26 protein-coding genes are annotated in these 26,561 nt (G+C 44.3%); 25 read left to right on the top strand and 1 reads right to left on the bottom strand.

The features are described 5' to 3' along the window. Nucleotides 1-63: 63 nt before the first annotated feature. The 16 genes from LD028_RS12640 (at nucleotide 64) to spoVM (ending at nucleotide 17,183) form a co-directional block, all read left to right on the top strand. Complete coding sequence (locus LD028_RS12640) at nucleotides 64-2,733, top strand: calcium-transporting P-type ATPase, PMR1-type (RefSeq protein ID WP_237812023.1); 2,670 nt, start codon at nucleotides 64-66, stop codon at nucleotides 2,731-2,733. A gap of 103 nt (nucleotides 2,734-2,836) precedes the next feature. Continuing rightward, nucleotides 2,837-3,715, top strand: coding sequence for a YicC/YloC family endoribonuclease (locus LD028_RS12645; RefSeq protein ID WP_237812024.1), 879 nt, complete (start codon nucleotides 2,837-2,839; stop codon nucleotides 3,713-3,715). Between the two features lie 30 nt (nucleotides 3,716-3,745). Next, nucleotides 3,746-4,360, top strand: coding sequence for a guanylate kinase (gene gmk / locus LD028_RS12650; protein ID WP_006323143.1), 615 nt, complete (start codon nucleotides 3,746-3,748; stop codon nucleotides 4,358-4,360). A gap of 1 nt (nucleotide 4,361) precedes the next feature. Then, nucleotides 4,362-4,571: a DNA-directed RNA polymerase subunit omega gene (gene rpoZ / locus LD028_RS12655; RefSeq protein WP_237812025.1), complete on the top strand. Its 210-nt coding sequence runs from the start codon at nucleotides 4,362-4,364 to the stop codon at nucleotides 4,569-4,571. A 69-nt stretch (nucleotides 4,572-4,640) separates the two neighbouring features. Next, complete coding sequence (gene coaBC / locus LD028_RS12660) at nucleotides 4,641-5,843, top strand: bifunctional phosphopantothenoylcysteine decarboxylase/phosphopantothenate--cysteine ligase CoaBC (RefSeq protein WP_237812026.1); 1,203 nt, start codon at nucleotides 4,641-4,643, stop codon at nucleotides 5,841-5,843. Continuing rightward, nucleotides 5,840-8,254 carry a primosomal protein N' gene (gene priA, locus LD028_RS12665; protein WP_237812027.1) on the top strand — a complete coding sequence of 805 codons (2,415 nt, stop codon included), beginning with the start codon at nucleotides 5,840-5,842 and terminating at the stop codon, nucleotides 8,252-8,254. The genes coaBC and priA overlap by 4 nt, the downstream gene beginning before the upstream one ends. 17 nt (nucleotides 8,255-8,271) lie before the next feature. Further along, on the top strand, nucleotides 8,272-8,745 hold the full coding sequence (def, locus tag LD028_RS12670; RefSeq protein ID WP_237812028.1) for a peptide deformylase: 474 nt from the start codon (nucleotides 8,272-8,274) through the stop codon (nucleotides 8,743-8,745). Then, nucleotides 8,742-9,686, top strand: a complete 945-nt coding sequence (gene fmt, locus LD028_RS12675) for a methionyl-tRNA formyltransferase (protein ID WP_237812029.1) — start codon at nucleotides 8,742-8,744, stop codon at nucleotides 9,684-9,686. The genes def and fmt overlap by 4 nt, the downstream gene beginning before the upstream one ends. Beyond that, entirely contained in the window at nucleotides 9,679-11,019 is a 1,341-nt protein-coding gene (rsmB, locus tag LD028_RS12680; protein ID WP_237812030.1) for a 16S rRNA (cytosine(967)-C(5))-methyltransferase RsmB, read from the top strand. The genes fmt and rsmB overlap by 8 nt, the downstream gene beginning before the upstream one ends. Beyond that, on the top strand, nucleotides 11,016-12,065 hold the full coding sequence (gene rlmN / locus LD028_RS12685) for a dual-specificity RNA methyltransferase RlmN (RefSeq protein ID WP_064220615.1): 1,050 nt from the start codon (nucleotides 11,016-11,018) through the stop codon (nucleotides 12,063-12,065). The genes rsmB and rlmN overlap by 4 nt, the downstream gene beginning before the upstream one ends. A gap of 58 nt (nucleotides 12,066-12,123) precedes the next feature. Next, on the top strand, nucleotides 12,124-12,873 hold the full coding sequence (locus tag LD028_RS12690; RefSeq protein WP_237812031.1) for a Stp1/IreP family PP2C-type Ser/Thr phosphatase: 750 nt from the start codon (nucleotides 12,124-12,126) through the stop codon (nucleotides 12,871-12,873). Between the two features lie 6 nt (nucleotides 12,874-12,879). After that, nucleotides 12,880-14,805: a Stk1 family PASTA domain-containing Ser/Thr kinase gene (gene pknB, locus LD028_RS12695; RefSeq protein ID WP_237812032.1), complete on the top strand. Its 1,926-nt coding sequence runs from the start codon at nucleotides 12,880-12,882 to the stop codon at nucleotides 14,803-14,805. Nucleotides 14,806-14,818: 13 nt separating this feature from the next. After that, complete coding sequence (gene rsgA / locus LD028_RS12700) at nucleotides 14,819-15,700, top strand: ribosome small subunit-dependent GTPase A (RefSeq protein ID WP_064220613.1); 882 nt, start codon at nucleotides 14,819-14,821, stop codon at nucleotides 15,698-15,700. 2 nt (nucleotides 15,701-15,702) lie between these two features. Further along, entirely contained in the window at nucleotides 15,703-16,359 is a 657-nt protein-coding gene (rpe, locus tag LD028_RS12705; protein WP_077429459.1) for a ribulose-phosphate 3-epimerase, read from the top strand. Nucleotides 16,360-16,389: 30 nt separating this feature from the next. After that, nucleotides 16,390-17,028, top strand: a complete 639-nt coding sequence (locus LD028_RS12710; RefSeq protein WP_237812033.1) for a thiamine diphosphokinase — start codon at nucleotides 16,390-16,392, stop codon at nucleotides 17,026-17,028. A 74-nt stretch (nucleotides 17,029-17,102) separates the two neighbouring features. Continuing rightward, entirely contained in the window at nucleotides 17,103-17,183 is an 81-nt protein-coding gene (gene spoVM, locus LD028_RS12715; RefSeq protein ID WP_003394991.1) for a stage V sporulation protein SpoVM, read from the top strand. A 30-nt stretch (nucleotides 17,184-17,213) separates the two neighbouring features. On the opposite strand, the gene rpmB is transcribed toward spoVM, so the two are convergent. Continuing rightward, the gene (rpmB, locus tag LD028_RS12720) at nucleotides 17,214-17,399 is read right to left on the bottom strand and encodes a 50S ribosomal protein L28 (protein ID WP_021094248.1); all 186 of its coding nucleotides are present in this window, start codon (nucleotides 17,397-17,399) and stop codon (nucleotides 17,214-17,216) included. 220 nt (nucleotides 17,400-17,619) lie between these two features. Here rpmB and LD028_RS12725 point away from each other — a divergent pair, with 220 nt between their 5' ends. The 9 genes from LD028_RS12725 to LD028_RS12765 form a co-directional block, all read left to right on the top strand. Beyond that, nucleotides 17,620-17,982 (top strand): Asp23/Gls24 family envelope stress response protein, encoded by a 363-nt coding sequence (locus LD028_RS12725; protein ID WP_006323120.1) that lies wholly within the window; start codon nucleotides 17,620-17,622, stop codon nucleotides 17,980-17,982. A gap of 17 nt (nucleotides 17,983-17,999) precedes the next feature. Then, nucleotides 18,000-19,658, top strand: coding sequence for a DAK2 domain-containing protein (locus LD028_RS12730; protein WP_237812034.1), 1,659 nt, complete (start codon nucleotides 18,000-18,002; stop codon nucleotides 19,656-19,658). An 84-nt stretch (nucleotides 19,659-19,742) separates the two neighbouring features. Next, the gene (sdaAB, locus tag LD028_RS12735) at nucleotides 19,743-20,405 is read left to right on the top strand and encodes an L-serine ammonia-lyase, iron-sulfur-dependent subunit beta (RefSeq protein WP_006323118.1); all 663 of its coding nucleotides are present in this window, start codon (nucleotides 19,743-19,745) and stop codon (nucleotides 20,403-20,405) included. 23 nt (nucleotides 20,406-20,428) lie between these two features. Further along, nucleotides 20,429-21,316 (top strand): L-serine ammonia-lyase, iron-sulfur-dependent, subunit alpha, encoded by an 888-nt coding sequence (gene sdaAA, locus LD028_RS12740; RefSeq protein ID WP_006323117.1) that lies wholly within the window; start codon nucleotides 20,429-20,431, stop codon nucleotides 21,314-21,316. Further along, nucleotides 21,309-23,357, top strand: a complete 2,049-nt coding sequence (gene recG, locus LD028_RS12745; RefSeq protein ID WP_077429457.1) for an ATP-dependent DNA helicase RecG — start codon at nucleotides 21,309-21,311, stop codon at nucleotides 23,355-23,357. Before sdaAA ends, recG begins: the two co-directional genes overlap by 8 nt. Before the next feature lie 75 nt (nucleotides 23,358-23,432). Further along, the gene (gene fapR / locus LD028_RS12750) at nucleotides 23,433-24,017 is read left to right on the top strand and encodes a transcription factor FapR (RefSeq protein WP_006323114.1); all 585 of its coding nucleotides are present in this window, start codon (nucleotides 23,433-23,435) and stop codon (nucleotides 24,015-24,017) included. After that, the gene (gene plsX, locus LD028_RS12755; protein ID WP_237812035.1) at nucleotides 24,014-25,000 is read left to right on the top strand and encodes a phosphate acyltransferase PlsX; all 987 of its coding nucleotides are present in this window, start codon (nucleotides 24,014-24,016) and stop codon (nucleotides 24,998-25,000) included. Before fapR ends, plsX begins: the two co-directional genes overlap by 4 nt. 14 nt (nucleotides 25,001-25,014) lie before the next feature. Continuing rightward, nucleotides 25,015-25,968, top strand: a complete 954-nt coding sequence (fabD, locus tag LD028_RS12760) for an ACP S-malonyltransferase (RefSeq protein ID WP_237812036.1) — start codon at nucleotides 25,015-25,017, stop codon at nucleotides 25,966-25,968. Between the two features lie 77 nt (nucleotides 25,969-26,045). Further along, the coding region (locus LD028_RS12765; protein ID WP_237812037.1) for an RNA-guided endonuclease InsQ/TnpB family protein at nucleotides 26,046-26,561 on the top strand (516 nt) is incomplete at its 3' end.

The following is a 26,561-nucleotide window of genomic DNA, read 5'->3' on the forward strand; positions in this document are numbered from 1 at the left end:
ATCATTTTTTTGTACATGCCTGAATAAGCTGTCATAGATAAGATAAGCGGAAGGGGGAAAGAAATGAGCTGGCACGGACTGCGTGTTGAACAAGTCGAACAACAAGTAAACACAACAATCGGTTTCGGATTAACGGAAAAAGAAGCGAAAAAACGATTAAAACAATTTGGAAAAAATGAGCTGTCAGAAGAAAAAAAGCCGTCTGCGTTCAAACAATTTATCGGACAGTTTCAAGACTTTATGGTGCTCGTTTTATTGGCGGCAACGGCGATTTCTGCCGTATTAGGGGAATACATCGATGCGATCGCCATCGTAGCGATTGTGATCATTAACGCATGCCTAGGATTTATACAGGAGCGGCGAGCGGAAAAGTCGCTTGAGGCGTTAACAAAACTATCTGCCCCAGAATCGCTCGTTTTACGTGACGGTCAATGGATGAAAGTGCCGTCCGCCGACCTTGTCGTTGGTGATATTGTGAAATTCGCAAGCGGTGATCGTATCGGGGCTGACGTACGCCTTATTGAAGCGAAGGGACTATATATTGAAGAATCGTCTTTGACAGGGGAGTCGCTTCCGGTTGAAAAACAAACAGCGCCACTTCCCCAAGACGTTTCGTTAGGTGATCGGACGAATATGGCGTTTATGGGCACGCTCGTGACGAAAGGAAGCGGTGCAGGTATTGTCGTAGCGACAGGGATGAATACAGCGATGGGACAAATCGCCCATCTATTGCAGTCTGCACCAACGATGACAACACCGTTGCAGCGAAAGCTTGAACAGCTCGGCAAAATTTTAATTGTCATCGCTTTAGCGCTCACAGCGCTCGTTGTCGTGCTTGGTGTATGGCAAGGACATGAACTGTATGACATGTTTTTGGCAGGCGTGTCGCTTGCGGTTGCGGCGATTCCTGAAGGATTACCAGCTATTGTCACCGTCGTATTAGCGCTCGGTGTGCAGCGAATGATGAAACGAAACGCCATCGTGCGCAAACTTCCGGCCGTTGAAACGCTCGGGTGCGCGTCCGTCATTTGTTCTGATAAAACAGGAACGATGACAGAAAATCAAATGACCGTCACACACGTATGGGTGAATCATCGCTTATGGACAGTCAGCGGGACGGGCTATGAACCAAAAGGAACGTTTTTGTTAAACGGTAAACAAGAAAAAATAGACACATCGTTGCAACAACTGCTACTGTTCGGGGCGTTGTGCAATCATGCTGAGCTGAAGAAAAAAGGGAAAACGTATATGATTGACGGTGACCCGACCGAAGGGGCACTCGTTGTAGCTGCGGCGAAAGCAGGATGGACGAAAGACAAAATCGCTAATGAGTTTACGATTGAACATGAATTTCCGTTTGATTCGACGCGCAAAATGATGACCGTCATCGTGAAAGATCGTTCGAATCGGCGCTTTATCGTGACAAAAGGAGCACCAGATATGTTGCTCGAACGATGCCGTTTCCTATACATGAACGGTCAAGCCAAACCGCTTCGCGACCAAGAACGAAAAACGGTGCAACAAACGGTCAATATGCTCGCCTCACAAGCGCTTCGAACGATTGCGATCGCGTATCGTCCGCTTTCATTCGCCGAAGTGATCAACGATGAAACGAAAGCAGAAAGCGACTTAACGTTCGTCGGTTTACAAGGGATGATCGACCCGCCGCGAAAAGAAGTGAAACAAGCGATAGCCGAATGTAAAAAAGCAGGCATTAAAACGGTGATGATTACAGGAGATCACGTATTAACAGCAAAAGCGATTGCTCAGCAACTACACATGTTGCCATCAAATGGAAAAGTGATGGACGGAAAGACGTTATCGCAACTCACTGTCGATGAGTTAGAAGACGTTGTAGAGGATGTGTATGTTTTTGCGCGCGTATCGCCAGAACATAAACTAAAAATCGTACAAGCGTTGCAAAAAAGAGGGCATATTGTCGCAATGACAGGCGATGGCGTCAACGATGCCCCGGCTATTAAAACAGCAAACATTGGCATTGCGATGGGGATCACAGGAACGGACGTCTCAAAAGAAGCGGCTTCCCTCGTTTTGTTAGACGATAACTTTGCGACCATTAAAGCTGCCATTGAAGAAGGGCGAAACATTTACGAAAACATTCGTAAATTTATTCGCTATTTGCTTGCATCAAACGTCGGAGAAATTTTAGTCATGTTATTTGCGATGATTTTAGCTCTGCCACTCCCGCTTGTACCGATTCAAATTTTATGGGTCAATCTTGTGACAGATGGATTGCCTGCCATGGCGCTCGGATTAGACCCTGCAGAAGAAAACGTCATGAGACGGCCCCCACGCCATCCGAAAGAAGGGGTGTTTGCGCGCGGGCTCGGTTGGAAAATCGTTAGCCGCGGGTTTTTAATCGGCATAGTGACGCTTATCGCTTTTCTCGTCGTGCATACGCGCCACCCAGAAAACTTGACGTATGCGCAGACGGTCGCCTTCGCAACGCTCGTGCTCGCTCAACTCATTCACGTTTTTGATTGTCGAAGCGAACGATCGGTGTTTGACCGCAATCCGTTTGAAAATATGTATTTAGTGCTTGCGGTTTTGTCGTCGCTTCTACTGTTGCTTGTCGTCATTTATTATCCGCCGCTACAACCAATTTTCCATACCGTTTCGCTTCCGCTTACGGATTGGTTGTTGATTGTTGGCTTATCGGCTATTCCGACGTTTTTACTGGCAGGTTCGCTATTTGCGCGTCGCCGTTCATGAAATGTTTTCGCTATATAGTGATATATGTTATAATGAAAGAGGGTAATGGAGCGAATCTGTTACCTTCTTTTATTGTCGACAACGTAGCAATGGATGTGAGAACATGATCATGAGTATGACAGGATTTGGTCGAGGAAAAAAAGAAGGCGAAAACGTACGCATTACGGTAGAAATGAAATCTGTTAATCACCGTTTTTGTGAAATTTCGATCCGCATGCCTAGACAGTGGATGATGTTTGAAGATAAAATAAAAAGAGTGATTACTGAACATATTGCACGTGGACGTGTTGAGGTGTTTGTAACGATTGAAGGAGAACAGCTCGTTGAACGAACGCTACACGTTGACTGGCAGCTTGTAGATGCGTATTATCGCATGCTGCATGAGATGCGCAGTCGATTTCATTTTGCTGATGATATATCGCTTCGGGATGTTGTGCACATGCTATCCGATGCGGTTGAAATGACAGAACAGCCTGTGCAGAACGATGCGCTTCTTTCTTTACTTTTAGGAGCGACAAAAGAAGCGGTTGAGCAACTAAAATATATGCGCGAACAAGAAGGAAAAGCGCTATTAGCAGATATGCTGACGCAACTGGAGACGATTGAAAAAAGTGCACGTCGCATTGAACAACTTGCGCCAACGGTCGTTGCCTCTTACCGCGATCGCATACATAAGCGAGTGCACGAGTTTGTACAAGGTATCGTCGACGAACAACGGCTATTAACAGAAGTCGCTTTATTTGCAGAAAAAGTCGACATTAATGAAGAATTAAAACGCATATATAGCCATATCGAGCAATTCCGTCGCATTGTTTCCGAAGGAGGATCTGTCGGACGAAAGCTCGACTTTCTCGTTCAAGAGCTCCATCGCGAAACGAATACGATCGGTGCTAAAGCAAACGATAGCCACATTGCTTCGGAAGTTGTTAACATGAAAAGCGCCCTTGAAAAAATTAAAGAACAAGTGCAAAATGTGGAGTAGTTTGTTTATTACAGAAGGGTAGGGATCAACGTGAAAGAGCGAGGTTTATTAATCGTTTTATCAGGGCCGTCCGGTGTCGGAAAAGGGACGGTGCGTAAAGCTTTATTTTCACAGCCAGACATTCAATTACAATATTCCATTTCCGTCACAACGCGCAAACCGCGCGAAGGTGAAGTGGATGGCGTTGATTACTTTTTCAAAACGCGAGAACAGTTTGAACAAATGATTCGTGAAAATGAGCTGTTAGAATGGGCGGAATATGTTGGGAATTACTACGGTACGCCAATTGCGTACGTGGAAAAAACGTTGCAAGAAGGAAAAGACGTCTTTTTAGAAATTGAAGTGCAAGGAGCGATGCAAGTTCGCAAAGTGTTCCCAGAGGCGCTCTTTATTTTCTTAGCCCCGCCAAGTTTAAGCGAATTGCGAAAACGAATCGAAATGCGCGGAACTGAATCCGAAGAACTCATTCGCGATCGGTTAAAGGCGGCAAAAGAAGAGCTAGAAATGATGGATGCGTACGATTACGTCGTCGAAAACGACCAAGTTGAGCTTGCGTGTGAACGCATTAAAGCGATTGTGATGGCAGAGCATTGCCGGCGTGAACGCGTCGCACAACGATATAAAAAGATGTTGGAGGTTGAGTAATATGTTGTATCCTTCCATTGATTTACTTATGACAAAATTAGATTCAAAATATACGCTTGTGACCGTGGCGGCGAAACGCGCCCGTCAATTGCAAGTCAAAAACGATTTAACAATCGAAAAACCTGTGTCGAAAAAATTTGTCGGCAAAGCGTTAGAAGAAATTGCGGCGGGTCATATTGAAGTCGTTAGCGAAAAAGAAGCAACGCAATAACCTACTTACGACAACCTAGTTTTAGGTTGTTATTTTTTTACAAATATCAAAACGAAAGGGGCAACGCTGATGCTTCAGCAAAAAAACATTTTATTATGTGTTACAGGTGGCATTGCTGTATATAAAGCTGCAGCGCTCACAAGTAAACTTGTGCAAGCGGGGGCGAACGTTAAAGTCGTTATGACGGAAGCTGCTTGTCAGTTCGTCACACCGCTTACGTTTCAAGCGTTATCAAAAAATGAGGTGTACGTCGATACATTTGATGAAAAAAAGCCGCACGTCATCGCACACATTGATTTAGCTGATTGGGCACATGTCGTACTCGTTGCCCCTGCGACTGCAAACACGATCGCAAAGCTTGCGCATGGTTTAGCTGACAATATGGTGACAACGATTTTGCTTGCGACAAAAGCACCGGTGTGGATTGCACCAGCGATGAACGTCCATATGTACGAACACCCAGCCGTCCAACAAAATATGCGCACGTTGCAGTCGTTCGGTTATCGCTTCATTGAACCAGCCGAAGGGATGCTTGCGTGCGGTTATGTTGGAAAAGGACGATTAGAAGAACCAGAAACGATCGTTATGTTGCTTGAACAACATTTTGCAACAAATCACATATTAAAAGGAAAAAAAGTGTTAGTAACCGCTGGTCCAACGCGTGAAAAACTTGACCCTGTTCGCTTTTTCAGCAATCATTCAACCGGAAAAATGGGCTATGCACTTGCAGAAGCCGCACGTGATTTTGGAGCGGATGTCGTTCTTATTTCTGGTCCGACGGCGCTTCCTAGCCCTTCGGGTGTACAAATGATTCGCGTTGAAAGTGCGCAACACATGTACGAAGAAGTGATGAACCATTTCCATGATAGTGACATCGTCATTAAAACAGCAGCGGTGGCGGATTATCGTCCGAAATATGTTGCTGATAATAAAATAAAAAAGCAACAAGGGGACTATACGGTCGTTTTAGAACGAACGATCGACATTTTACAAACGCTCGGTGAACAAAAAACACATCAATTTTTAGTCGGTTTTGCGGCAGAGACGAACGATGTTGAACGATATGCCAAAGATAAGCTGACACGCAAAAATGCGGATATGATCGTTGCCAATAACGTCGTTCAAGAAGGGGCGGGATTTGGGACGGATACAAACATTGTGACGCTGTTTAAACGAGACGGAACAGTGAAAAGCCTTCCGCTTTTACCAAAATCGGAAGTGGCAAAAGAAATTTTACGTGAAGTTCATCGTGAAATTGAGGGACGCGTATGACCATTGCTTCTGTCATTGTTGATATTCCAGCTAGTCAAACGGATCGCCCGTTTGATTATATCATCCCGCCTAAGTTTGTCGATATCGTACAACCAGGCATGCGCGTCGTCGTGCCATTTGGCAATAGACTTTTACAAGGATTTGTCATCGAAGTAAAAGAAACGACCGATATGCCCATCGAGCAACTAAAGCCAATCCATTCCCTTCTTGATGTCGTTCCTGTATTAAACGAGGAATTACTTCAATTAGGGAGGTGGCTAACCGAAACGACACTTTGTTTTATGGTATCTGCCTTTCAAGCGATGTTACCTGCTGCGATGAAAGCGAAATATGAGAAAGATATTCGACTCATCGAACAACATATGCCGCTCGTCCACGAAAACGTGCGCGCGCTGTTTCGTGACCGTCTCACCATTCCATGGAGCGAGGTTGAACAAACGCCATATGTGCGCCTATTGCAAAAAGAAATTGCAAAAGGTCATATTGAAGTCGTTTATCGAGTTGAAGAAAAAGGAAAAATAAAAACAGAAAAATGGGTCGAATTATGTGCAAATGACGAACACGTCACCCATGCACTTGCATCACTTTCAACGCGCGCAATGAAACAAAAGCAAGTGCTCGAACATTTGTTGACAGCACGGGCTTTACCTTTAAAACAGTTGTTGAGCGAAACAAATAGCACATGGGCAACTGTTCAAACGCTCATTAAAAAACAACTTGTCGCTGTGAAAGAGAAAGAAATATATCGTGATCCGTACGCCAATCGCTCATTTTCAAAAACAAAACCATTCGTCTTAACAGATGAACAACATCAAGCGTTACAAGCGATCGGACAAGCCATTGAACAAAACGTACACGATGTTTTTTTAATGTACGGTGTTACCGGGAGCGGAAAAACGGAAGTGTATATGCAAGCGATCGATCTCGTTTTAAAAAAAGGGAAAGAGGCGATTGTACTCGTCCCTGAAATTTCGCTTACGCCTCAAATGGTCAGACGGTTTAAAGAGCGATTCGGCTCCAAAGTAGCCGTTCTTCATAGTGGATTATCACTCGGAGAAAAGTATGATGAATGGCGGAAAATTCAACGAAAAGAAGTGAAACTTGTCGTTGGCGCTCGCTCTGCCATTTTCGCCCCGTTTGAAAACATCGGCATCATCATTATTGATGAAGAACATGAAACGAGCTACAAACAAGAAGAATCGCCTCGCTATCATGCGCGCGATGTGGCTATTTTTCGCGGTCGTTACCATCGTTGTCCGGTTGTGCTCGGCAGCGCTACGCCATCACTTGAATCGTTTGCGCGTGCGAAAAAAGGGGTATATAAGCAAGTGACGTTAACGAAACGAATGAATGACCATGCGCTCCCACCTGTTGAGATTGTCGATATGCGTGAAGAACTGCGCGCAGGAAACCGTTCCATGTTTTCTCGTCTTTTATATGAAAAATTAACGGAGCGGCTACAAAAAGGGGAGCAGTCTGTTTTGTTTTTAAATCGTCGTGGTTATTCATCTTTTGTCATGTGTCGCGATTGCGGTCACGTCATTCAATGTCCACATTGCGATATTTCGCTTACGTATCATCGCGTGCAGCAGCAACTGAAATGCCATTATTGTGGATACGAACAGCGCATGTCTGCCCATTGTCCTGCTTGTCAAAGCGAACATATTCGTTTTTTCGGAACAGGAACACAAAAGGTGGAAGAAGAATTAACTAAACTTCTCCCTCATGCTCGCGTCATTCGCATGGATGTCGATACAACGAGCCGAAAAGGAGCACATGAACGGCTGTTAAACGAGTTTGGCGACGGAAAAGCGGACATTTTACTCGGCACGCAAATGATAGCGAAAGGGCTTGATTTTCCGAACGTCACATTAGTTGGCGTATTAGCGGCAGACACGATGCTTCATGTCCCTGACTTTCGGGCGGCCGAAAAAACGTTTCAACTGTTGACGCAAGTGAGTGGCCGAGCGGGGCGGCATCATTTGCCGGGGGAAGTCGTGATTCAAACGTATACGCCCGAACATTACAGCATTCAACTAGCAGCCGATCATCACTTCGAAGCATTTTATGAGCGCGAAATGATGAACAGAAAAAAACATGGATATCCACCGTTTTACTATTTAACGCTCATTACCGTATCCCATGTCGATGCGCTGAAAGGAATAAGCATCGCTGAAAAAATCGCTGCACATGTGAAAAAACATTTGTCAGCTGAAGCGGTCGTGTTAGGACCTGTTGCTTCGCCAATTGCACGCATGAACGATAGATATCGTTACCAATGCATGATAAAATACAAGCGGGAAACGAACTTAACGACAGCGCTTCGTGCGATTGTCGAACATTATCAGCGCGACATGGCGCGCGGCGATGTGACGATTACGATCGATTTAAATCCATATATGATGATGTAAATAAGGGAGGAACCATTTTGGCCATTTTACCGATTGTGACATATCCTGCACCCATTTTAGAAACGGTTTGTCAACCAGTCACCGTATTTGACCGAAAGCTAATCAAGTTATTAAATGATATGTACGATACGATGCTTGCGGCCGATGGAGTTGGATTAGCTGCTCCGCAAATTGGTGTCGATCAACAAATTGCCATTGTCGATATTGGCGATCGCCATGGGCGCATTGAATTAATTAATCCAATCATCGTTGCCAAAAACGGCGAGCAAATCGGTCCCGAAGGCTGTTTAAGTTTTCCGGGACTGTTTGGGGAAGTAAAACGTTTTCAATACGTGAAAGTACGTGCGCAAAATCGTCGCGGTCGCCCGTTTGAAATCGAAGCGACCGGCTTTTTAGCGCGTGCCTTACAACATGAGATTGACCATTTACATGGCATATTATTTACGTCAAAAGTGATTCGCTATTATGAAGAAGGGGAGTTCGAACAATGAAGATTGTGTTTATGGGAACACCTGATTTTGCTGTTCCGGTTTTGGAACAGTTGATCAAAGACGGATATAACGTCGTCGGCGTCGTTACGCAGCCAGATAAACCGAAAGGGCGAAAACAACAATTGACGCCACCACCTGTCAAAGTGACAGCGGAATCGTACGGCATTCCGGTACTCCAACCGACGAAAATTCGCGAGAAAGAACAATACGAGCAAGTCATCGCTCTACAGCCTGATTTAATTGTGACCGCTGCATTTGGACAAATTTTACCGAAACCGCTCCTTGACGCACCAACGTACGGTTGTATTAACGTGCATGCCTCGCTTTTGCCTGAGTTGCGTGGAGGGGCACCGATTCATTACGCCATTTTACAAGGAAAAGAAAAAACAGGTATTACCATTATGTATATGGTTGAAAAACTAGATGCAGGCGATATATTAACGCAAGTGGAAGTGCCAATCGATGAGCGCGATACCGTCGGAACATTGCACGACAAACTAAGCCAAGCAGGAGCACGACTACTTTCTGAGACGCTCCCAAAACTGCTTCGAGGCGACATTACACCAATCAAACAAAATGATGAACAAGCGACATTTGCATATAACATTAAACCTGAACAAGAGCGAATTGATTGGACAAAAACAGGGGAAGACATTTACAACCATATTCGCGGCATGAATCCGTGGCCTGTTGCCTATACGATGTATGGTGAGGAACGGTGGAAAATTTGGTGGGGAGAAAAAGTACCCGCTTCTTCACAAGCGAAACCAGGTACCATTGTCGCCGTTGAGCAAGATGGCATCATCGTTGCGACAGGGAATGAAACGGCAATTAAAATTACGGAACTACAACCAGCGGGGAAACGGAAAATGAGCGCAACTGACTTTTTGCGCGGCACGACGATTTCCATCGGGACAGTATTAGGAGGAACGAATGAGTAACGTGCGAAATGTAGCATTAGATGTGCTAATTGACATTGAAAAAAAACGAGCATATAGCAATTTATCATTACATCATGTGATCGAAACGAACGAATTATCCGCCCAAGACGTTGCCCTTTTAACAGAATTAGTATACGGCACGATTCAGCGACGCGATACGCTTGATTACTATTTACAGCCGTTTATCAAAGGAAAAATCGAGCCGTGGGTGCGCCTACTACTTCGCATGTCGCTTTATCAAATGGTATATTTAGATCGAATCCCTGATCGGGCGGTGTTATTTGAAGCAGTCGAAATCGCCAAGCGTCGTGGTCATCGCGGCATCGCTTCGCTCGTCAACGGCATATTACGTTCCGTTCAACGGCAAGGATTGCGCTCCTTGGACAACATAAAAGATGAGAGCGAACGGTTAGCCATCGCGACAAGTCATCCCGTATGGCTTGTGCGCCGATGGATCGAACAGTTTGGCTTCGATGAAACGAAACGGATGTGCGAAGCAAACAACTTTCCACCAGAACAAACAGCGCGAGTAAACGTGATGCGCGCAACCGTTGAAGAAGTTATCGATCGCCTAAAAGAAGAGGGAATAGAAGCTATCCCTTCTTCCATCGTTCCGATTGGCATTAAAATAACAAAAGGAAATGCCGCTAAAACGAGCGTGTTTCGCGAAGGGCTTATAACGATTCAAGATGAAAGTTCGATGCTTGTCGCTTATGCCCTTTCTCCAAACGAAACAGATGTCGTGTTAGACTGTTGTGCGGCTCCAGGCGGAAAAACGACGCATATCGCAGAGCGTATGAACAATCGCGGGCGCGTTGTCGCGTTAGATATTCACGATCATAAAGTAAAACTGATTGAACAGCAGGCGAAGCGACTCGGCTTGTCGAATATAGAAGCGAAACAGCTCGATAGCCGTCAAGCGCATACGCAATTTGCCACTGAAACGTTCGATCGCATATTAGTTGATGCCCCGTGTTCAGGGCTTGGTGTCATTCGTCGCAAACCGGAAATTAAATATGCGAAAAATGAAAAAGATATTACACAACTTACGAACGTTCAACTCAATATTTTACGAGCGGTTGCCCCGCTTTTAAAACGTGGCGGAACGCTTGTATATAGCACATGTACCGTTGATCGCGAAGAAAATGAACAAGTCATCGCCCAGTTTTTAGCTGAACATCCCGAATATGATCGCGACGAAACACTTGCTTCACGTCTACCATCGTCTGTTGCGTCATATGTAGATCGCGGCATGTTGCAATTGCTTCCTCATCACGTATATAGCGACGGATTTTTTATCGCAACATTGAAAAAGAAAGGTGACATCATATGAAACCATCCATTTACTCGATGCGTTTAGAAGATTTACAAAGTTGGGTGGAACAGCAAGGGGAAAAGCCGTTTCGCGCCACACAAATTTTTGAATGGCTATATAAAAAACGGGTGACGTCATTTGAAGACATGACGAATATTCCGAAAGCATTGCGCGAGCGGTTAGCTGAACATTTTGTCATTACAACGTTAAAAACGCTCGTACAGCAAACATCAAAAGACGGAACGATGAAATTTTTATTTGAGCTTCATGACGGTTATTCGATTGAAACGGTGCTTATGCGCCATGATTACGGAAATTCAATTTGTGTCACGACCCAAGTCGGCTGTCGCATTGGGTGTACGTTTTGCGCTTCGACATTAGGCGGATTAAAGCGCAATTTGCAAGCGGGTGAAATTGTCGCCCAAGTTGTCAAAGTGCAAAAGGCGCTCGATGAAACGAATGAACGTGTAAGCAGCATCGTTGTAATGGGAATAGGCGAACCGTTCGATAACTATGATGAGCTAATCAAGTTTTTAAAAATCGTCAACCACCCAAAAGGGTTGCATATCGGCGCGCGTCATATTACTGTATCGACAAGTGGTATCATCCCAAAAATTTACAAATTTGCCGATGAAAATATGCAAATTAATTTTGCGATTTCGCTTCATGCGCCAAATACAGAATTGCGCTCAAAACTAATGCCGATTAATCGAGCTTATAAATTGCCAGAACTCATGGAAGCGGTGCGCTACTACATTGAAAAAACGGGACGACGCGTCACATTTGAATACGGTTTATTTGGCGGTGTAAACGATCAAATTGAACATGCAGAAGAGCTTGCGGAGCTCATTAAAGGATTGAAATGCCATGTCAATTTAATTCCAGTCAACTACGTACCTGAACGCAACTACGTTCGTACACCGCGTGAACAAATTTTTGCGTTTGAGAAAACGTTAAAAAAACATGGCATTAATGTTACGATTCGTCGCGAGCAAGGACACGATATTGATGCTGCATGCGGACAGCTGCGCGCAAAAGAACGAAAAGAGGAGACGAAAGCGTAAGATGTAGCAACACCTATATGAAGGGAGGAAGCGATACTCTTGTGAGTGTCGTGCGTGTATGAAGGCGGTGTTTCAAACGGATGTCGGGAAAATTCGGTCACATAATGAAGATAATGGTGGAGTTTTTATTAATCAAGCGGGCAATTATTTAGCTGTTGTCGCTGACGGGATGGGGGGGCATCTCGCTGGCGACGTGGCGAGTGAAATGACGATGACGCAACTAAAACAATTTTGGGAAGAAACAGGCGAAATGACCTCGCCGCAACAGGCAGAAATGTGGTTAAAAGAACATGTCATGAAAGTAAACGAATCGCTTTTTCATCATTCGCAAACGAACGAGCATTGTCAAGGAATGGGTACGACCGTTGTTGCTGCTATTTGTACAAATCAGTTTGCGACAATTGGACACATCGGTGATAGCCGTTGTTATTTATTGAACGCAAACGGATTTCAACAAATGACCGAAGACCATTCCCTTGTGAATGAATTAGTGAAAAGTGGACAACTATCAAAAGAAGATGCGGAATACCATCCGCGTAAACATGTACTATTGCGTGCGCTCGGAACGGAACAGACGATTCAGTTAGATGTCAAAACGGTTACGATCGACGAAGGAGATATGTTGCTCCTTTGTTCTGATGGGCTTTCTAATAAAGTGACGGAACAGACGATGATCGACGTATTAACGTCCGACCGTTCGCTTGAGGAAAAAGCGCAAGCGCTTATCGACGTCGCAAACGAGCACGGCGGCGAAGATAATATTACGTTAGCGATCGTACAATTTGTAGATGTGGATGAAAGTAGGTGATCGCTCGTGCTCATCGGCAAACGATTAAACGATCGCTATAAATTGTTGCAACTTATCGGCGGCGGTGGAATGGCGAACGTTTATTTAGCTAGAGATATCATTTTAGATCGCGACGTTGCCGTCAAAGTGTTACGCTTAGATTTTGTAAACGATGAATTATTTATTAAACGTTTTCGCCGCGAAGCACAAGCCGCAACAAGTTTAAATCATGAAAATATTGTCACGATTTACGATGTTGGGGAAGATGACGGCATTTATTATATGGTCATGGAATATGTGCGCGGCTGTACGTTAAAACAATATATTCAACAACATGCCCCGCTTCCTGTGCAAGAGGCGCTACGCATGATGGATCAACTAACAGGAGCAATTGCTCACGCGCATCAAAACGGTGTTATTCATCGTGATATTAAGCCGCAAAATATTTTAGTGGCAGAAGACGGAACATTGAAAATTACAGATTTCGGTATCGCTGTCGCGTTAAGTTCAACAACGATTACACAAACGAACTCGGTGTTAGGATCGGTTCATTATTTATCACCGGAACAAGCAAAAGGCGGAATGGCAACGGAAAAGTCGGATATTTATTCACTTGGTATCGTCATGTTTGAACTATTGACCGGTCAACTACCTTTTTCAGGTGAATCGGCTGTCGCGATTGTGTTAAAACATTTGCAAACGGAGACGCCATCTGTACGACGATGGAATCCGAATATTCCACAAAGCGTAGAAAACATTGTGCTAAAAGCAACGGCGAAAAATCCGTTGCATCGCTACAATAGCGCGTTAGATATGCGACAACATATTCGTACCGCTCTTTCACCTGAACGTATAAACGAAGCAAAATTCACGCTCCCTATCGAAGACGATGATGAGGAAACAAAAGTAGTGCCGATTATTAAATCATCTTCTCCATCGCTAGAAAAAAGGGAAAACGTGCCCGCTCCAAAAGAAAAAAGGTCAAAAAAATGGATCGCTTTATGGGCGCTGTTTCTTTTGTTGTTCATCGGGGCTGGAGTGAGTGCGGTCACATGGCTTCCTGATTTATTTTTCCCGAAAGATGTCGCTGTACCGGATGTGACGAACAAACATTATGATGATGCGATCGCGGAACTGACATCATTAGGTTTAAAAATCGAAGAAACGATCGAACAAGAACATGATGACATCGCCGAAGGATTTGTTATCCGTACGAATCCACAAGCTGGAAAAGTCGTGAAAGCAGGAACGGCTGTCACCATTTATAAAAGTATTGGAAAGAAAAAAGTCGCGTTCAAAAATTATGTGGGTGAACAAATTGCTGATGTCGAACCGCAATTGCGTTCAGAAAAATATTTGCTTATCGATAAAAAAGAAGTATATAGCGATGAGCCAGCAGGGACGATTATTGAACAATTTCCGCTTCCGGGTGAAAAAGTTGTACCAGAAGAAACAGAAGTGCGTTTTACGGTAAGCCTTGGACGCGAAAAAATCATTTTAAAAGATTTAACAGGATATACGGAAAAGAGCGTACGTGACTACGCGGCAGATCAACAATTGTATGTCATCGTCAAACAACAATATTCCGATACGGTCGAAAAAGGGCTCGTTATTTCTCAAACGCCACAAGCGAATGCAAAACTAGAAAAAGGAGCAACCGTTACGGTCGTCATTTCCCTCGGAAAAGAGCCGGTACAAACAAAGAAAGTAATTCAAGACATCGACATTCCGTATGAACCGCCTGTTGATGTGAACGAACCAGTCATGGCAGAATTATATATTGAAGACGAAAATCATTCGTTCGCTCAACCGTACAAGCGATATCGTTTAACAAATGACGTGAAAGAACGTGTCGAATTTGTTATTCAACAAGGAAAACAAGGAAAATATCGCGTCGTCGTTAATGGCACGACGGTGCGCGAAGGCATTGTTCCATATCCAACAACACCGTAGAAGGAGGGAAGCTATGGCGGAAGGAAAAATTATTAAAGCGTTAAGCGGCTTTTATTACGTGTTAAGTGACGGGCAAGTGTATCAATGTCGTGGTCGTGGGGTGTTTCGCAAGCGAAAAGTGACGCCGCTTGTCGGCGATTACGTTTCCTTTCAAGCGGAAAATGAACGAGAAGGTTACATATTAGACGTGTTTGAGCGGAAAAATGAGCTTGTTCGCCCGCCGATCGCGAATATTGATCAAGCCATTTTAGTGTTTTCAGCCGTCGAGCCGGATTTTAGCCCAGGATTACTTGACCGCTTTCTCGTACTCATTGAAGCAAAAAACATTCGTCCGATTATCGTCGTCAGTAAAATGGATTTAGTCGACGATGAAACGAAGCCGCGCATCGAACAATATATTCGCGACTACCGTCAAATTGGATATGACGTGTTAGAAGTATCTGTCAAGACGCGTGCAGGAGTTGACGTGTTATTGCCTTACTTGGAAGGAAAAGTGTCCGTATTTGCTGGGCAATCTGGTGTCGGAAAATCGTCTTTACTCAATGCGTTACGTCCAGGCTTACAGCTAAAAACAGGCGACATTTCCCATCACCTTGGACGTGGAAAACATACGACAAGACATGTCGAGTTCATTGAAATCGGAGGCGGCTTTGTCGCAGATACACCAGGATTTAGTGCGCTAGAATTCGATGAGATAGAACTCGAGCAATTGCCGCTTTGTTTTCCGGAGTTTGTAGCTAGAAGTGCCGATTGTAAATTCCGTGGTTGTACGCATACAGCTGAGCCGAAATGTGCGGTGAAAGAGGCGTTAGCGTCGGGGGACATTCCTTCTTATCGTTACGAACATTACGTAAGCTTTATCGAGGAAATAAAAGAACGAAAGCCGAGGTATTAAACATGGTTAAAATTGCACCATCCATTTTATCTGCCAATTTTGCTAAACTTGGCGAAGAAATTATCGACGTAGAGCGCGGGGGAGCGGATTATATTCATGTTGATGTCATGGACGGGCATTTCGTCCCAAATATCACCATCGGACCGCTCATCGTCGAGGCGATCCGTCCTGTGACGACATTGCCGCTTGACGTTCATTTAATGATTGAACAACCCGATCGTTATATCCCGACATTTGCAAAAGCAGGAGCAGATTATTTGACGGTACATGTTGAAGCGTGTCCGCATTTACATCGCACGATCCATCTTATTAAAGAACATGGTGTGAAAGCAGGAGTAGCGTTAAATCCGCATACGCCGATTTCGATGATTGAACATGTGATTGAAGACCTCGACCTCGTTTTATTTATGACGGTCAACCCTGGTTTTGGCGGACAATCGTTTATTCCAGCAGTGCTTCCAAAAATTCACGCATTCTCAACACTCGTTCGTGAACGAGGGGTTTCTGTTGAAATCGAAGTCGACGGCGGCATTCACGCAGAAACGGCAAAGCTTTGCGTCGAAGCCGGTGCGAACGTGCTCGTTGCTGGATCAGCCATTTATAATCAAGCCGATCGTGCTAAAGCGATTCGCGCTATTCGTGAGGGTGTGTCATCTTGACACATCCTTCTTTCTTAGGAGGTGAGCCCATTGATTATTCATCTTGTAGCAGGCGGACCGACCAATCTTTTGCCACATTTACAAGCTTATGACGGAGAAGATGTATGTTGGGTAGGAGTAGATCGCGGCGTTTTAGCGTTGCTTGATGCGGGAATCATGCCAAAGCGAGCATTTGGCGATTTTGACTCAATTGATGAACAAGAGTTACAACAATTGAAAAACAAATTACCTCACATCGACATATGGCCAGCGGAAAAAGATCAAACCGACACAGACATTGCGCTCGATTGGGCGCTGGAACAAAAGGCAACGAAAATTCGTTTGTTTGGGGTGACCGGCGGACGACTTGACCATTTATTCGGGAACGTACAGCTTTTGTTTAAAGGAAAAGATGGACAAATTGAATTAATTGATCGCCAAAACGTCGTTACGCTTTATCGAAGCGGCGAACATACGGTTAAAAACGAGGGGAATTATTCGTATATTTCCCTTATCCCAATGACCCCGATTCGCGCTTTAACGCTTCGCGGATTTAAATATCCGCTTAATGCGCACGATATACCACTCGGCTCAACATTATGCGTAAGTAATGAACTCATCCATCATTTTGGTACTTTTTCGTTTACTGAAGGCATATTAATGATGATAAGAAGCAAGGATGAAAAATAAACGCTTCGAGGTACGATTTGTGCGGAGATGAATATAATGGTAGAAGAGTGTGCACAGTAGGGGAGGGAATCATGGTGAAATTTTATACGATTAAGTTGCCAAAATTTTTAGGTGGAATTGTACGAGCGATGTTAAACTCGTTCAAAAAAGGATAAAAAGCACCAAATGATTGGTGCTTTTTTCTATTACACACGTTCTACTTTTCCGGATTTTAATGCGCGAGCAGAAACCCAAACGCGCTTTGGCTTTCCGTCAACTAAAATGCGAACTTTTTGAAGGTTCGCTTTCCATGTACGGCGGTTCGCATTCATTGCGTGAGAACGAGCGTTTCCGAATGATTTTTTCTTACCAGTTACAAAGCATTTTGCCATTTTGTTTCCCTCCTCACTTGCCAAACTACGTGCTCAAAACACTACTATAATTTATCATACATAAAAACGGATTGCAATACTTCCGATCAACTGTTTCAAGAAAATAACCTTGACATCTGTTTTCTGTTTCGGGTAAATATACTATGGGTAGAAGCTTTTAAAAATAAGCGGAGTATAGTACAATGGCGTTAGCTACCTAACAAGAAAGGGGACTTGAGCGATGTCCATTGAATTGCAAACGAAATACGGTCGTGTTGAAATTAGTAACGATGTGATTGCAGCGATTGCTGGAGGAGCCGCGGTCGATTGTTACGGCATTGTCGGCATGGCATCAAAAAATCAACTGAAAGACGGCATTGCTGAAATTTTACGTCGTGAAAATTTCGCCAAAGGCATTGTTGTACGCCAAGAGAACGATGAAGTGCACATTGATTTATACGTCATCGTCAGCTATGGAACAAAAATTTCTGAAGTGGCACATAACGTCCAAACGAAAGTGAAGTATACGTTAGATCAAACGTTAGGTTTATCTGTCCAGTCAATTAACATCTATGTTCAAGGGGTTCGTGTCACGAATCCGTAGTGAGGAGGAACTAGTCTGTGGCAATGACAACATTAGATGGGAAACGCTTTGCACAAATGGTATTGCAAGGCGCGACACATTTAGCGAACAACGCAAAAACAGTAGATGCATTAAACGTTTTTCCCGTTCCGGATGGGGATACAGGAACGAATATGAATTTGTCGATGACGTCCGGTGCGAAAGAAGTGAAAAACCACGTATCTGATCATATCGGAAAAGTGGCGGGCGCATTAGCGAAAGGATTGTTAATGGGAGCGCGCGGCAACTCGGGCGTTATTTTATCACAACTATTTCGTGGATTTGCGAAAGCGATTGAACAAAAAAGTGAAATTAACAGCAAAGAGTTTGCGGCAGCGCTTGAAGCAGGTGTACAAACAGCATACAAAGCGGTCATGAAACCGGTTGAAGGCACGATTTTAACGGTTGCAAAAGACGCAGCAAAGCGCGCAGTAGCTGTGGCGAAAAAAGAAGCTGACATCGTCGTTGTAATGACGGAAGTATTAAAAGAGGCAAAAGCATCGCTGAAGCGCACCCCTGATTTACTTCCTGTATTAAAAGAAGTAGGTGTCGTCGACAGCGGCGGCCAAGGTCTCGTATTTGTGTACGAAGGTTTTTTAGCTGCATTAAAAGGCGAAACGATTGCAGAAACAGAAGCGTTGTCGATGGAACAGCTCGTTCGTACCGAACATCACCGCAACGTGCAAAGCCATCTTAGCGCAGATGATATTGAATTTGGGTATTGTACGGAATTTATGGTGAAGTTTGAACAAGATAAAGTAGCGAAACACCCATTTCGTGAAGAGACGTTCCGTCAAGATTTGAGCCGCTTCGGCGATTCGCTACTTGTCATTGCAGATGATGAAGTAGTGAAAGTGCATATTCACGCAGAACAACCGGGCGAAGTGCTCACATACGCGCAACGTTACGGAAGCTTAATTAATATTAAAATCGAAAATATGCGTGAACAGCATGCAAATATCGTCCATCAAGAGATGCAGCCGCCGAAAAAGCAAGAACGCATCCCGTACGGCATCGTTGCGGTAGCCATGGGCGATGGCATTGCTGAATTATTTAAAAGCATTGGTGCTCATGCGGTCATCGAAGGCGGACAAACGATGAATCCGAGCACAGAAGACATCGTAAAAGCAATTGAAGAAGTAAATGCCCAAACGGTATTTGTTTTGCCAAACAATAAAAACATCATTTTAGCAGCTCAACAAGCTGCGTCTGTCGCTTCATGTGATGTAGTCGTCATTCCATCAAAAACCGTTCCACAAGGAATGACTGCATTGCTTTCATTTAACCCTTCTGCGACAAAAGAAGAAAACGAGGAAGTAATGACAGAGGCACTTGCCCGCGTAAAAACAGGACAAGTAACGTTTGCTGTACGCGATACAAACATTGACGGCGTTGAAATTGAAAAAGACGATTATATGGGAATTGCCGATGGCAAAATTGTCGTATCTCATAAAGAACTTCATTCTGTCGTTGAGACGCTACTTACGCATATGATTGGCGAAGAAGATGAAATTGTAACAATTCTTTCTGGTGAAGATGCGACCGAAGAACAAACTGCGCACATCGTTCAATTTATTGAACAACAATTCCCGCATGTGGAAGTTGAAACACATCATGGCGGTCAGCCGTTATATCCGTTTATTTTTGCGATTGAATAAAACGCATGGTTGCTATTCACATACGATAAAAGAAGGGGAACGTTCCCCTTCTTTTTCATGAAGATAACAAAGGGGAGAACAAATATGAAATATCGGAGTGTATTTGATATTATCGGTCCGATTATGATTGGTCCGTCGAGCTCGCATACGGCAGGAGCAGTACGCATCGGCAAAGTGGCACGCAACTTATTCGGCAGAAAACCAACGTGGGCGGATATTTTCTTTTATGGTTCATTTGCCCAAACGTATAAAGGACACGGAACAGATGTCGCCATCGTCGGCGGTTTATTAAATTTCGATACGTTTGATGAACGAATGAAAACATCGTTGCAAATCGCCAAACAAGAAGGGATTCGCATCACGTTTCATGAAGAGGAAGCCATTCCTCCTCACCCAAATACAGCAAAAATTCGCCTCGGCGATGAACAAGGTGAGCTTGAGCTTGTCGGCATTTCCATTGGCGGTGGGAAAATCGAAATTATTGAGCTAAACGGTTTCGAGCTGAAGCTTTCTGGTCATCATCCTGCCCTTTTAATTATGCATAATGACCGTTACGGTGCCATCGCAGGAGTAGCGAACGTGCTAGCGAAATATGCGATTAATATCGGCCATATGGAAGTATCGCGAAAAGAAAAAGGAAAACAGGCGTTAATGACGATCGAAGTCGATCAAAATATTGATGATGCGATCGTTGAGCAATTAAAAGCGTTACCACATATTATTGATGTAACAAAAATTGTTGAGTAAAGCGGTGCAAAGGGGAGACAACCATGTTTCGAAATGTAGCAGAACTCGTTGAACGAGCAGAACGAGAACAAATGAAAATTGCAGAAGTAATGATTCGTCAAGAGATGGAAGTGACAGAGCGCAGCCGAGAGGACATTATTGCGCAAATGGAGAAAAACTTACAAGTGATGGAGCAAGCCGTCATTCGCGGACTAGCGGGTGTTCGTTCGCATTCCGGATTGACAGGCGGCGATGCGACACGCTTACAGCAATATATTGCTCGTGGTCAGTTTTTATCGGGAGAAACGATTTTAGATGCCGTCAGTAAAGCGATGGCAACGAACGAAGTAAACGCAGCGATGGGAATGATTTGTGCAACACCAACAGCAGGATCAGCTGGTGTCGTTCCAGGCACATTATTTGCGGTTAAAGAAAAACTGCAGCCGACGCGTGAACAAATGGTTGAGTTTTTATTTACAGCTGGTGCGTTCGGATTTGTTGTCGCAAACAATGCATCCATTTCCGGTGCGGCAGGAGGTTGCCAAGCGGAAGTCGGCTCAGCGGCAGGTATGGCGGCGGCAGCGCTTGTCGAGATGGCTGGCGGTACGCCAAGACAAGCGGCAGAGGCGATGGCGATCGCTTTAAAAAATATGCTTGGACTCGTTTGTGACCCCGTTGCAGGGTTAGTGGAAGTACCGTGTGTCAAGCGAAATGCAATTGGAGCGGCAAATGCAATGATTGCTGCTGACATGGCGCTTGCTGGCATACAAAGTCGTATTCCGTGCGATGAAGTCATTGAAGCGATGTTCCGCATCGGCCAGACGATGCCAGTGGCATTAAAAGAAACAGCACAAGGAGGGTTAGCGGCGACGCCGACCGCTCGCAAATTCGAAGCGGATATTTTCGGTAAGCCAAACAACGAACGTGAGTGACGTATTACATCAATCAGTCACAGCGATTAAAGGAATTGGAGAAGAAACAGCCGCCGCGCTTCATGAAATGGGGATTGATACAATTGAACAACTGTTGTATCATTTCCCTTTTCGTTACGAAGATTATCGCATATGTGCATTAGAAGAAGCAAAGCACGATGAAAAAATTACGATCATTGGCAAAGTGTATAGTGAGCCTGTGCTTACGTATTATAGCCGCAAAAAGTCGCGCTTAACGTTTCGCGTCCTTGTTGACCGATTTTTAGTGACGGCTGTTTGTTTTAACCAACCGTATTTGAAAAAAAAGCTCACCCTGCACGAAACGGTGACGATCACAGGCAAGTGGGACAAACATCGTCAAACGATCACCGTACAGCAGCTGCATATCGGCGAAATGAAGCGACAAAAAGAAATCGAACCGGTCTATTCAACGCGTGGCGACTTAACAGTAAAAGGCATGCGGCGCTTTATTGCACTCGCTTTACAACAATACGGTGATGCGATTGTCGACCCGTTGCCGAGCGAGCTATTGCAAACATATCGCCTTATATCAAAACGCGATGCGATTCGGGCGATTCATATGCCGCTTTCGCACGAGCAACTAAAGCAAGCACGACGCCGTCTCGTTTACGAAGAGTTTTTACTTTTTCAATTAAAAATGCAAGCGTTAAAAAAATATCGTCGTGAACAGTCACCAGGTATTGCGCATCGCTTTTCAGATGGGCAACTTCAATCGTTTATTCAATCGCTTCCGTTTCCGCTAACGAATGCTCAGCAACGCGTTGTACGTGAAATTGTGCAAGATTTAAAATCGCCATATCGCATGAATCGCCTATTGCAAGGAGATGTCGGTTCCGGAAAAACAGTCGTTGCAGCCGTTGCATTATATGCGGTGTATTTATCAGGGTATCAAGGAGCGTTAATGGTACCGACGGAAATTTTAGCCGAGCAACATGCTGAATCACTTTGTACGCTTCTTGCGCCGATGGGTATTCGTGTCGAACTGTTGACAAGTTCGGTAAAAGGAAAAAGGCGCAAACAGCTACTTGAACAGCTCGCTTTAGGTGACGTTCATGTTGTTGTCGGCACGCATGCCCTTATTCAAGACGATGTGAATTTTGCGAAACTTGGCGTTGTCATCACAGATGAGCAACATCGCTTTGGTGTCGAACAAAGGCGTATTTTACGTGAAAAAGGACAATCGCCTGATGTGCTATTTATGACGGCTACTCCGATTCCGCGTACGCTTGCCATTACGGCATTTGGAGAAATGGACGTGTCCATCATTGATGAAATGCCAAAAGGAAGGAAAAAAATTGAAACGTATTGGGTGAAACACGATATGCTTGAGCGTGTATTTCAATTTATGGCAAAACAAGTGGATGCAGGTCATCAAGCATACGTCATTTGTCCGCTTATTGAGGAATCGGAAAAACTGGATGTCCAAAACGCAATCGACGTGCATGCGATGTTGACGCACTACTATAAAGGGCGGTATCGCATCGGGCTTATGCACGGCCGTTTATCTTCAGAAGAAAAAGAAGAAGTGATGCGTGCATTTAGCGCCAATGACATTCATATTTTAGTATCAACAACGGTTGTAGAAGTTGGTGTAAACGTTCCGAACGCAACCGTGATGGTCATTTACGATGCCGACCGCTTTGGTCTTTCGCAACTTCATCAGCTACGTGGGCGTGTTGGGCGCGGACAAGCCCAATCGTACTGTATTTTAGTCGCTGATCCAAAATCAGAAGCAGGAAAAGAGCGAATGCGCATTATGACGGAAACGAACGATGGTTTTGTGCTATCAGAAAAAGATTTAGAGCTGCGCGGACCCGGTGATTTTTTTGGGACGAAACAAAGCGGCATGCCAGAGTTTCGTCTCGGTGATCTTGTTCACGATTATCGCATTTTAGAAGTGGCGCGACAAGATGCGGAACGCCTCATTGCCTCGCCTTCGTTTTGGCGCGAAGAAAAATACGCTTTTCTTCGCGAACATTTACAACAATCGGGCGTTTTAAACGGCGAAAAATTAGATTAAAAGTTGTTGAAATGTTACTCTCGGTGTTATATACTACTATTAGTACCTAGTAATAATTCGGATGGTGGATCGAAAATGAGAAGAAATAAACGCGAACGGCAACGATTACTGCAAGCAACGATCGAAGAAAATCCTTTTATTACGGACGAACAACTTGCCGAAAAATTTTCAGTCAGCATTCAAACGATCCGCCTCGATCGCTTAGAACTATCGATTCCGGAGTTGCGTGAGCGCATTAAACATGTTGCTGAGCGCACATTTGCTGACGAAGTGAAGTCGTTGCCCATTGAAGAAGTAATTGGAGAAATCATCGATATACAGTTAGATGAAAGTGCAATTTCCATTTTTGATGTAAAAAAAGAACACGTGTTTAAACGCAATCAAATTGCACGAGGACATCATTTGTTTGCGCAAGCAAATTCGCTTGCGGTAGCAGTCATTAACGATGAACTCGCATTAACAGCAAAGGCAAACATTCGCTTTATGCGTCCTGTCAAAGAAGGCGAGCGTGTCGTCGCCAAAGCGAAAGTGAAAAATTTAAATGAAAATGGACGCACAGTCGTCGAAGTCAATAGCTACGTAGGACAAGAACTTGTCTTTCAAGGAGAATTTCATATGTACCGTTCAAACGTTGTAAAAAAGGATGGAGAAGAAAAATGAAAATCGCAATAGATGCCATGGGAGGCGATCACGCACCAAAAGAAGTCGTGATCGGTGCACAAAAGGCGATTGAGCATTTTCAAGATATCGAAATTACGCTCGTTGGGAATGAAACGCTCATTCGCCCATACATAACAAATGATGAACGACTCTCCATTATTCATACCGAACAAGTCATTGAAGCAACAGATGAGCCTGTCCGTGCTGTTCGCCGCAAAAAAGAGGCATCCATGGTATTAATGGCAAACGAAGTAAGCGAAGGACGTGCCCATGCATGCATTTCCGCAGGCAATACAGGCGCTTTAATGGCAGCAGGGCTGTTTATCGTCGGTCGCATCGACGGGATTGATCGTCCTGCGCTTGCTCCGACGTTGCCAACGATTGATGGAAAAGGATTTGTGTTGTTGGACGTTGGCGCAAACGTTGATGCTCGCCCAGAACATATATTGCAATATGCGCTTATGGGCGCGGCATATGCCGAAAAAGTGCGCGGTATTCATCGTCCACGCATTGGTTTATTAAACGTTGGAACAGAAGATCAAAAAGGAAATGAACTAGCGAAAAAAGCGTTTCAGCTTATCCAACATACATCGTTAAACTTTGTAGGCAACGTAGAGGCGCGCGATTTATTAGAAGGCGTAGCTGATGTCGTTGTTACGGACGGATTCACCGGCAACGTCGCACTAAAAACGATCGAAGGCACGGCAATCGCTGTTTTCTCGATGTTAAAATCGGCATTGACAAGCAATGTTGTAAGCAAAATGGCGGCACTTGCGTTAAAGCCACAACTTATGCAGTTGAAGAAAAAAATGGATTATGCAGAATATGGCGGTGCGGCACTGTTTGGTTTACGAGCACCTGTCATTAAAGCGCACGGTTCATCGGATGCGCACGCCATTTTTCATGCGGTGCGCCAAGCGCGTGAAATGGTCGTAAACGACGTTATACAGACGGTGAAAAAATCGATAGCGGAAATAAAATAATAAGAGGTGACATGATGGGGAAAATCGCATTTATTTTTCCAGGACAAGGTTCACAAACGGTTGGTATGGGAAAAGAGTGGGCGGAAAAAGATGAAAAAGTAGCAGCTGTTTTTCGCCAAGCGGATGAACGATTGCAAGTTTCTTTGTCACAACTTATTTTTGAAGGACCACAAGATGTATTAACAAAAACAGAAAATGCCCAACCAGCATTACTCACGACAAGCATCGCGTTTTTGCAAAAAGTAAAAGAAGCAGGTATTGCCCCTCATTATGTGGCAGGACATAGCCTCGGGGAATATAGTGCACTTGTTGCAGCATCGGTGCTGTCGTTTTCTGACGCTGTATATGCGGTGCGTAAGCGCGGAGAATTTATGGAAAAAGCAGTGCCGTCAGGACAAGGAACGATGGCTGCGGTGCTTGGGATGGATGAAGATTTATTGCAACAAGTAGTCGATGAAGCTTCAACGGAATCATCTCCGGTTCAATTAGCGAACTTAAACTGTCCGGGACAAATTGTCATTTCAGGAGCGAAAGAAGCGGTTGAGCGAGCGTCACAACTGGCAAAAGAAAAAGGAGCGAAGCGAGTCATTCCGCTCGAAGTAAGCGGGCCGTTCCACTCCATTTTAATGAAACCGGCGGCAGAGCAGTTTTTATCGGTACTTGATACGTTGGCGTTTCAAGAAAGCGCTGTGCCAGTCATTTCAAATGTGACAGCTGAGCCGATGACAAATCCAACAGAAATCAAACAACGTCTCGTTGAACAGTTATACTCCCCGGTTCGTTGGGAGCAATCTGTTCAAACGATGATTGACTTGGGTGTAGATACGTTTATCGAAATCGGTCCTGGAAAAGTATTAAGCGGTCTAGTGAAAAAAATAAACCGTCATGTCAACGTCTATTCGATTTTTGATGAAGCTTCGTTTATAGCGACGGTGACGGCGTTGAAAGGGGCTTTTGACTGTTCATGATAAATATATAAAATAAATATTTATAAAAATCTGATGATCATTTTATATGAAAAAAGTCAAAAAGGGGCTGGGAGAAGATGATTCGCACGTACAAAGTCATGCTTCTGCCCAACAATAAGCAAAAGACGAAGCTTTTTCAATGCGCAGGTGTTGCCAGATGGGCGTATAACTTTGCATTAGCGCAACAACAAGAAAATCATAAACAAGGTGGCAAATTTTTAAGTGATGGTGAACTAAGAAAAAGATTAACGCAGCTCAAACAAACGAAAGAGTACAGTTGGCTCAACAATTATTCCAATAACATCACAAAACAAGCGATCAAAGACGCGTATCAAGCTTACAAAAACTTTTTTGAAGGACGGGCGAAGTTTCCGAAGTTTAAAACGAAAAAACGAACGCGACCGAGCTTTTATCAAGATACATCGAAAATCAAAATCACCGACACGCATGTGAAACTAGAGAAACTGACGCCTTCTAAAAAGAAAAATAGACAGAAATTCAATTGGATCTGTCTTGCTGAAAGAGGTCGTATTCCTCACGGTGCACATATAAAGTATGTCAATCCGCGCATCGTGTTTGACGGACTTCATTGG

Origin of the sequence: Anoxybacillus sp. LAT27, assembly GCF_022030075.1 — a bacterium.
Lineage (GTDB): Bacteria > Bacillota > Bacilli > Bacillales > Anoxybacillaceae > Anoxybacillus > Anoxybacillus kestanbolensis.

Bases quoted from the DNA above. Each gene is read 5' to 3' on its own strand.
- LD028_RS12640 (WP_237812023.1), top strand. From the start codon at position 64: ATGAGCTGGCACGGACTGCGTGTTGAACAAGTCGAACAACAAGTAAAC.
- rsgA (WP_064220613.1), top strand. From the start codon at position 14,819: ATGGCGGAAGGAAAAATTATTAAAGCGTTAAGCGGCTTTTATTACGTG.
- sdaAA (WP_006323117.1), top strand. From the start codon at position 20,429: ATGTTTCGAAATGTAGCAGAACTCGTTGAACGAGCAGAACGAGAACAA.
- fapR (WP_006323114.1), top strand. From the start codon at position 23,433: ATGAGAAGAAATAAACGCGAACGGCAACGATTACTGCAAGCAACGATC.
- plsX (WP_237812035.1), top strand. From the start codon at position 24,014: ATGAAAATCGCAATAGATGCCATGGGAGGCGATCACGCACCAAAAGAA.
- rpe (WP_077429459.1), top strand. From the start codon at position 15,703: ATGGTTAAAATTGCACCATCCATTTTATCTGCCAATTTTGCTAAACTT.
- fmt (WP_237812029.1), top strand. From the start codon at position 8,742: ATGAAGATTGTGTTTATGGGAACACCTGATTTTGCTGTTCCGGTTTTG.
- sdaAB (WP_006323118.1), top strand. From the start codon at position 19,743: ATGAAATATCGGAGTGTATTTGATATTATCGGTCCGATTATGATTGGT.
- LD028_RS12645 (WP_237812024.1), top strand. From the start codon at position 2,837: ATGATCATGAGTATGACAGGATTTGGTCGAGGAAAAAAAGAAGGCGAA.
- LD028_RS12690 (WP_237812031.1), top strand. From the start codon at position 12,124: ATGAAGGCGGTGTTTCAAACGGATGTCGGGAAAATTCGGTCACATAAT.
- fabD (WP_237812036.1), top strand. From the start codon at position 25,015: ATGGGGAAAATCGCATTTATTTTTCCAGGACAAGGTTCACAAACGGTT.
- LD028_RS12725 (WP_006323120.1), top strand. From the start codon at position 17,620: ATGTCCATTGAATTGCAAACGAAATACGGTCGTGTTGAAATTAGTAAC.
- rsmB (WP_237812030.1), top strand. From the start codon at position 9,679: ATGAGTAACGTGCGAAATGTAGCATTAGATGTGCTAATTGACATTGAA.
- rpmB (WP_021094248.1), bottom strand. From the start codon at position 17,399: ATGGCAAAATGCTTTGTAACTGGTAAGAAAAAATCATTCGGAAACGCT.
- priA (WP_237812027.1), top strand. From the start codon at position 5,840: ATGACCATTGCTTCTGTCATTGTTGATATTCCAGCTAGTCAAACGGAT.
- coaBC (WP_237812026.1), top strand. From the start codon at position 4,641: ATGCTTCAGCAAAAAAACATTTTATTATGTGTTACAGGTGGCATTGCT.
- rlmN (WP_064220615.1), top strand. From the start codon at position 11,016: ATGAAACCATCCATTTACTCGATGCGTTTAGAAGATTTACAAAGTTGG.
- rpoZ (WP_237812025.1), top strand. From the start codon at position 4,362: ATGTTGTATCCTTCCATTGATTTACTTATGACAAAATTAGATTCAAAA.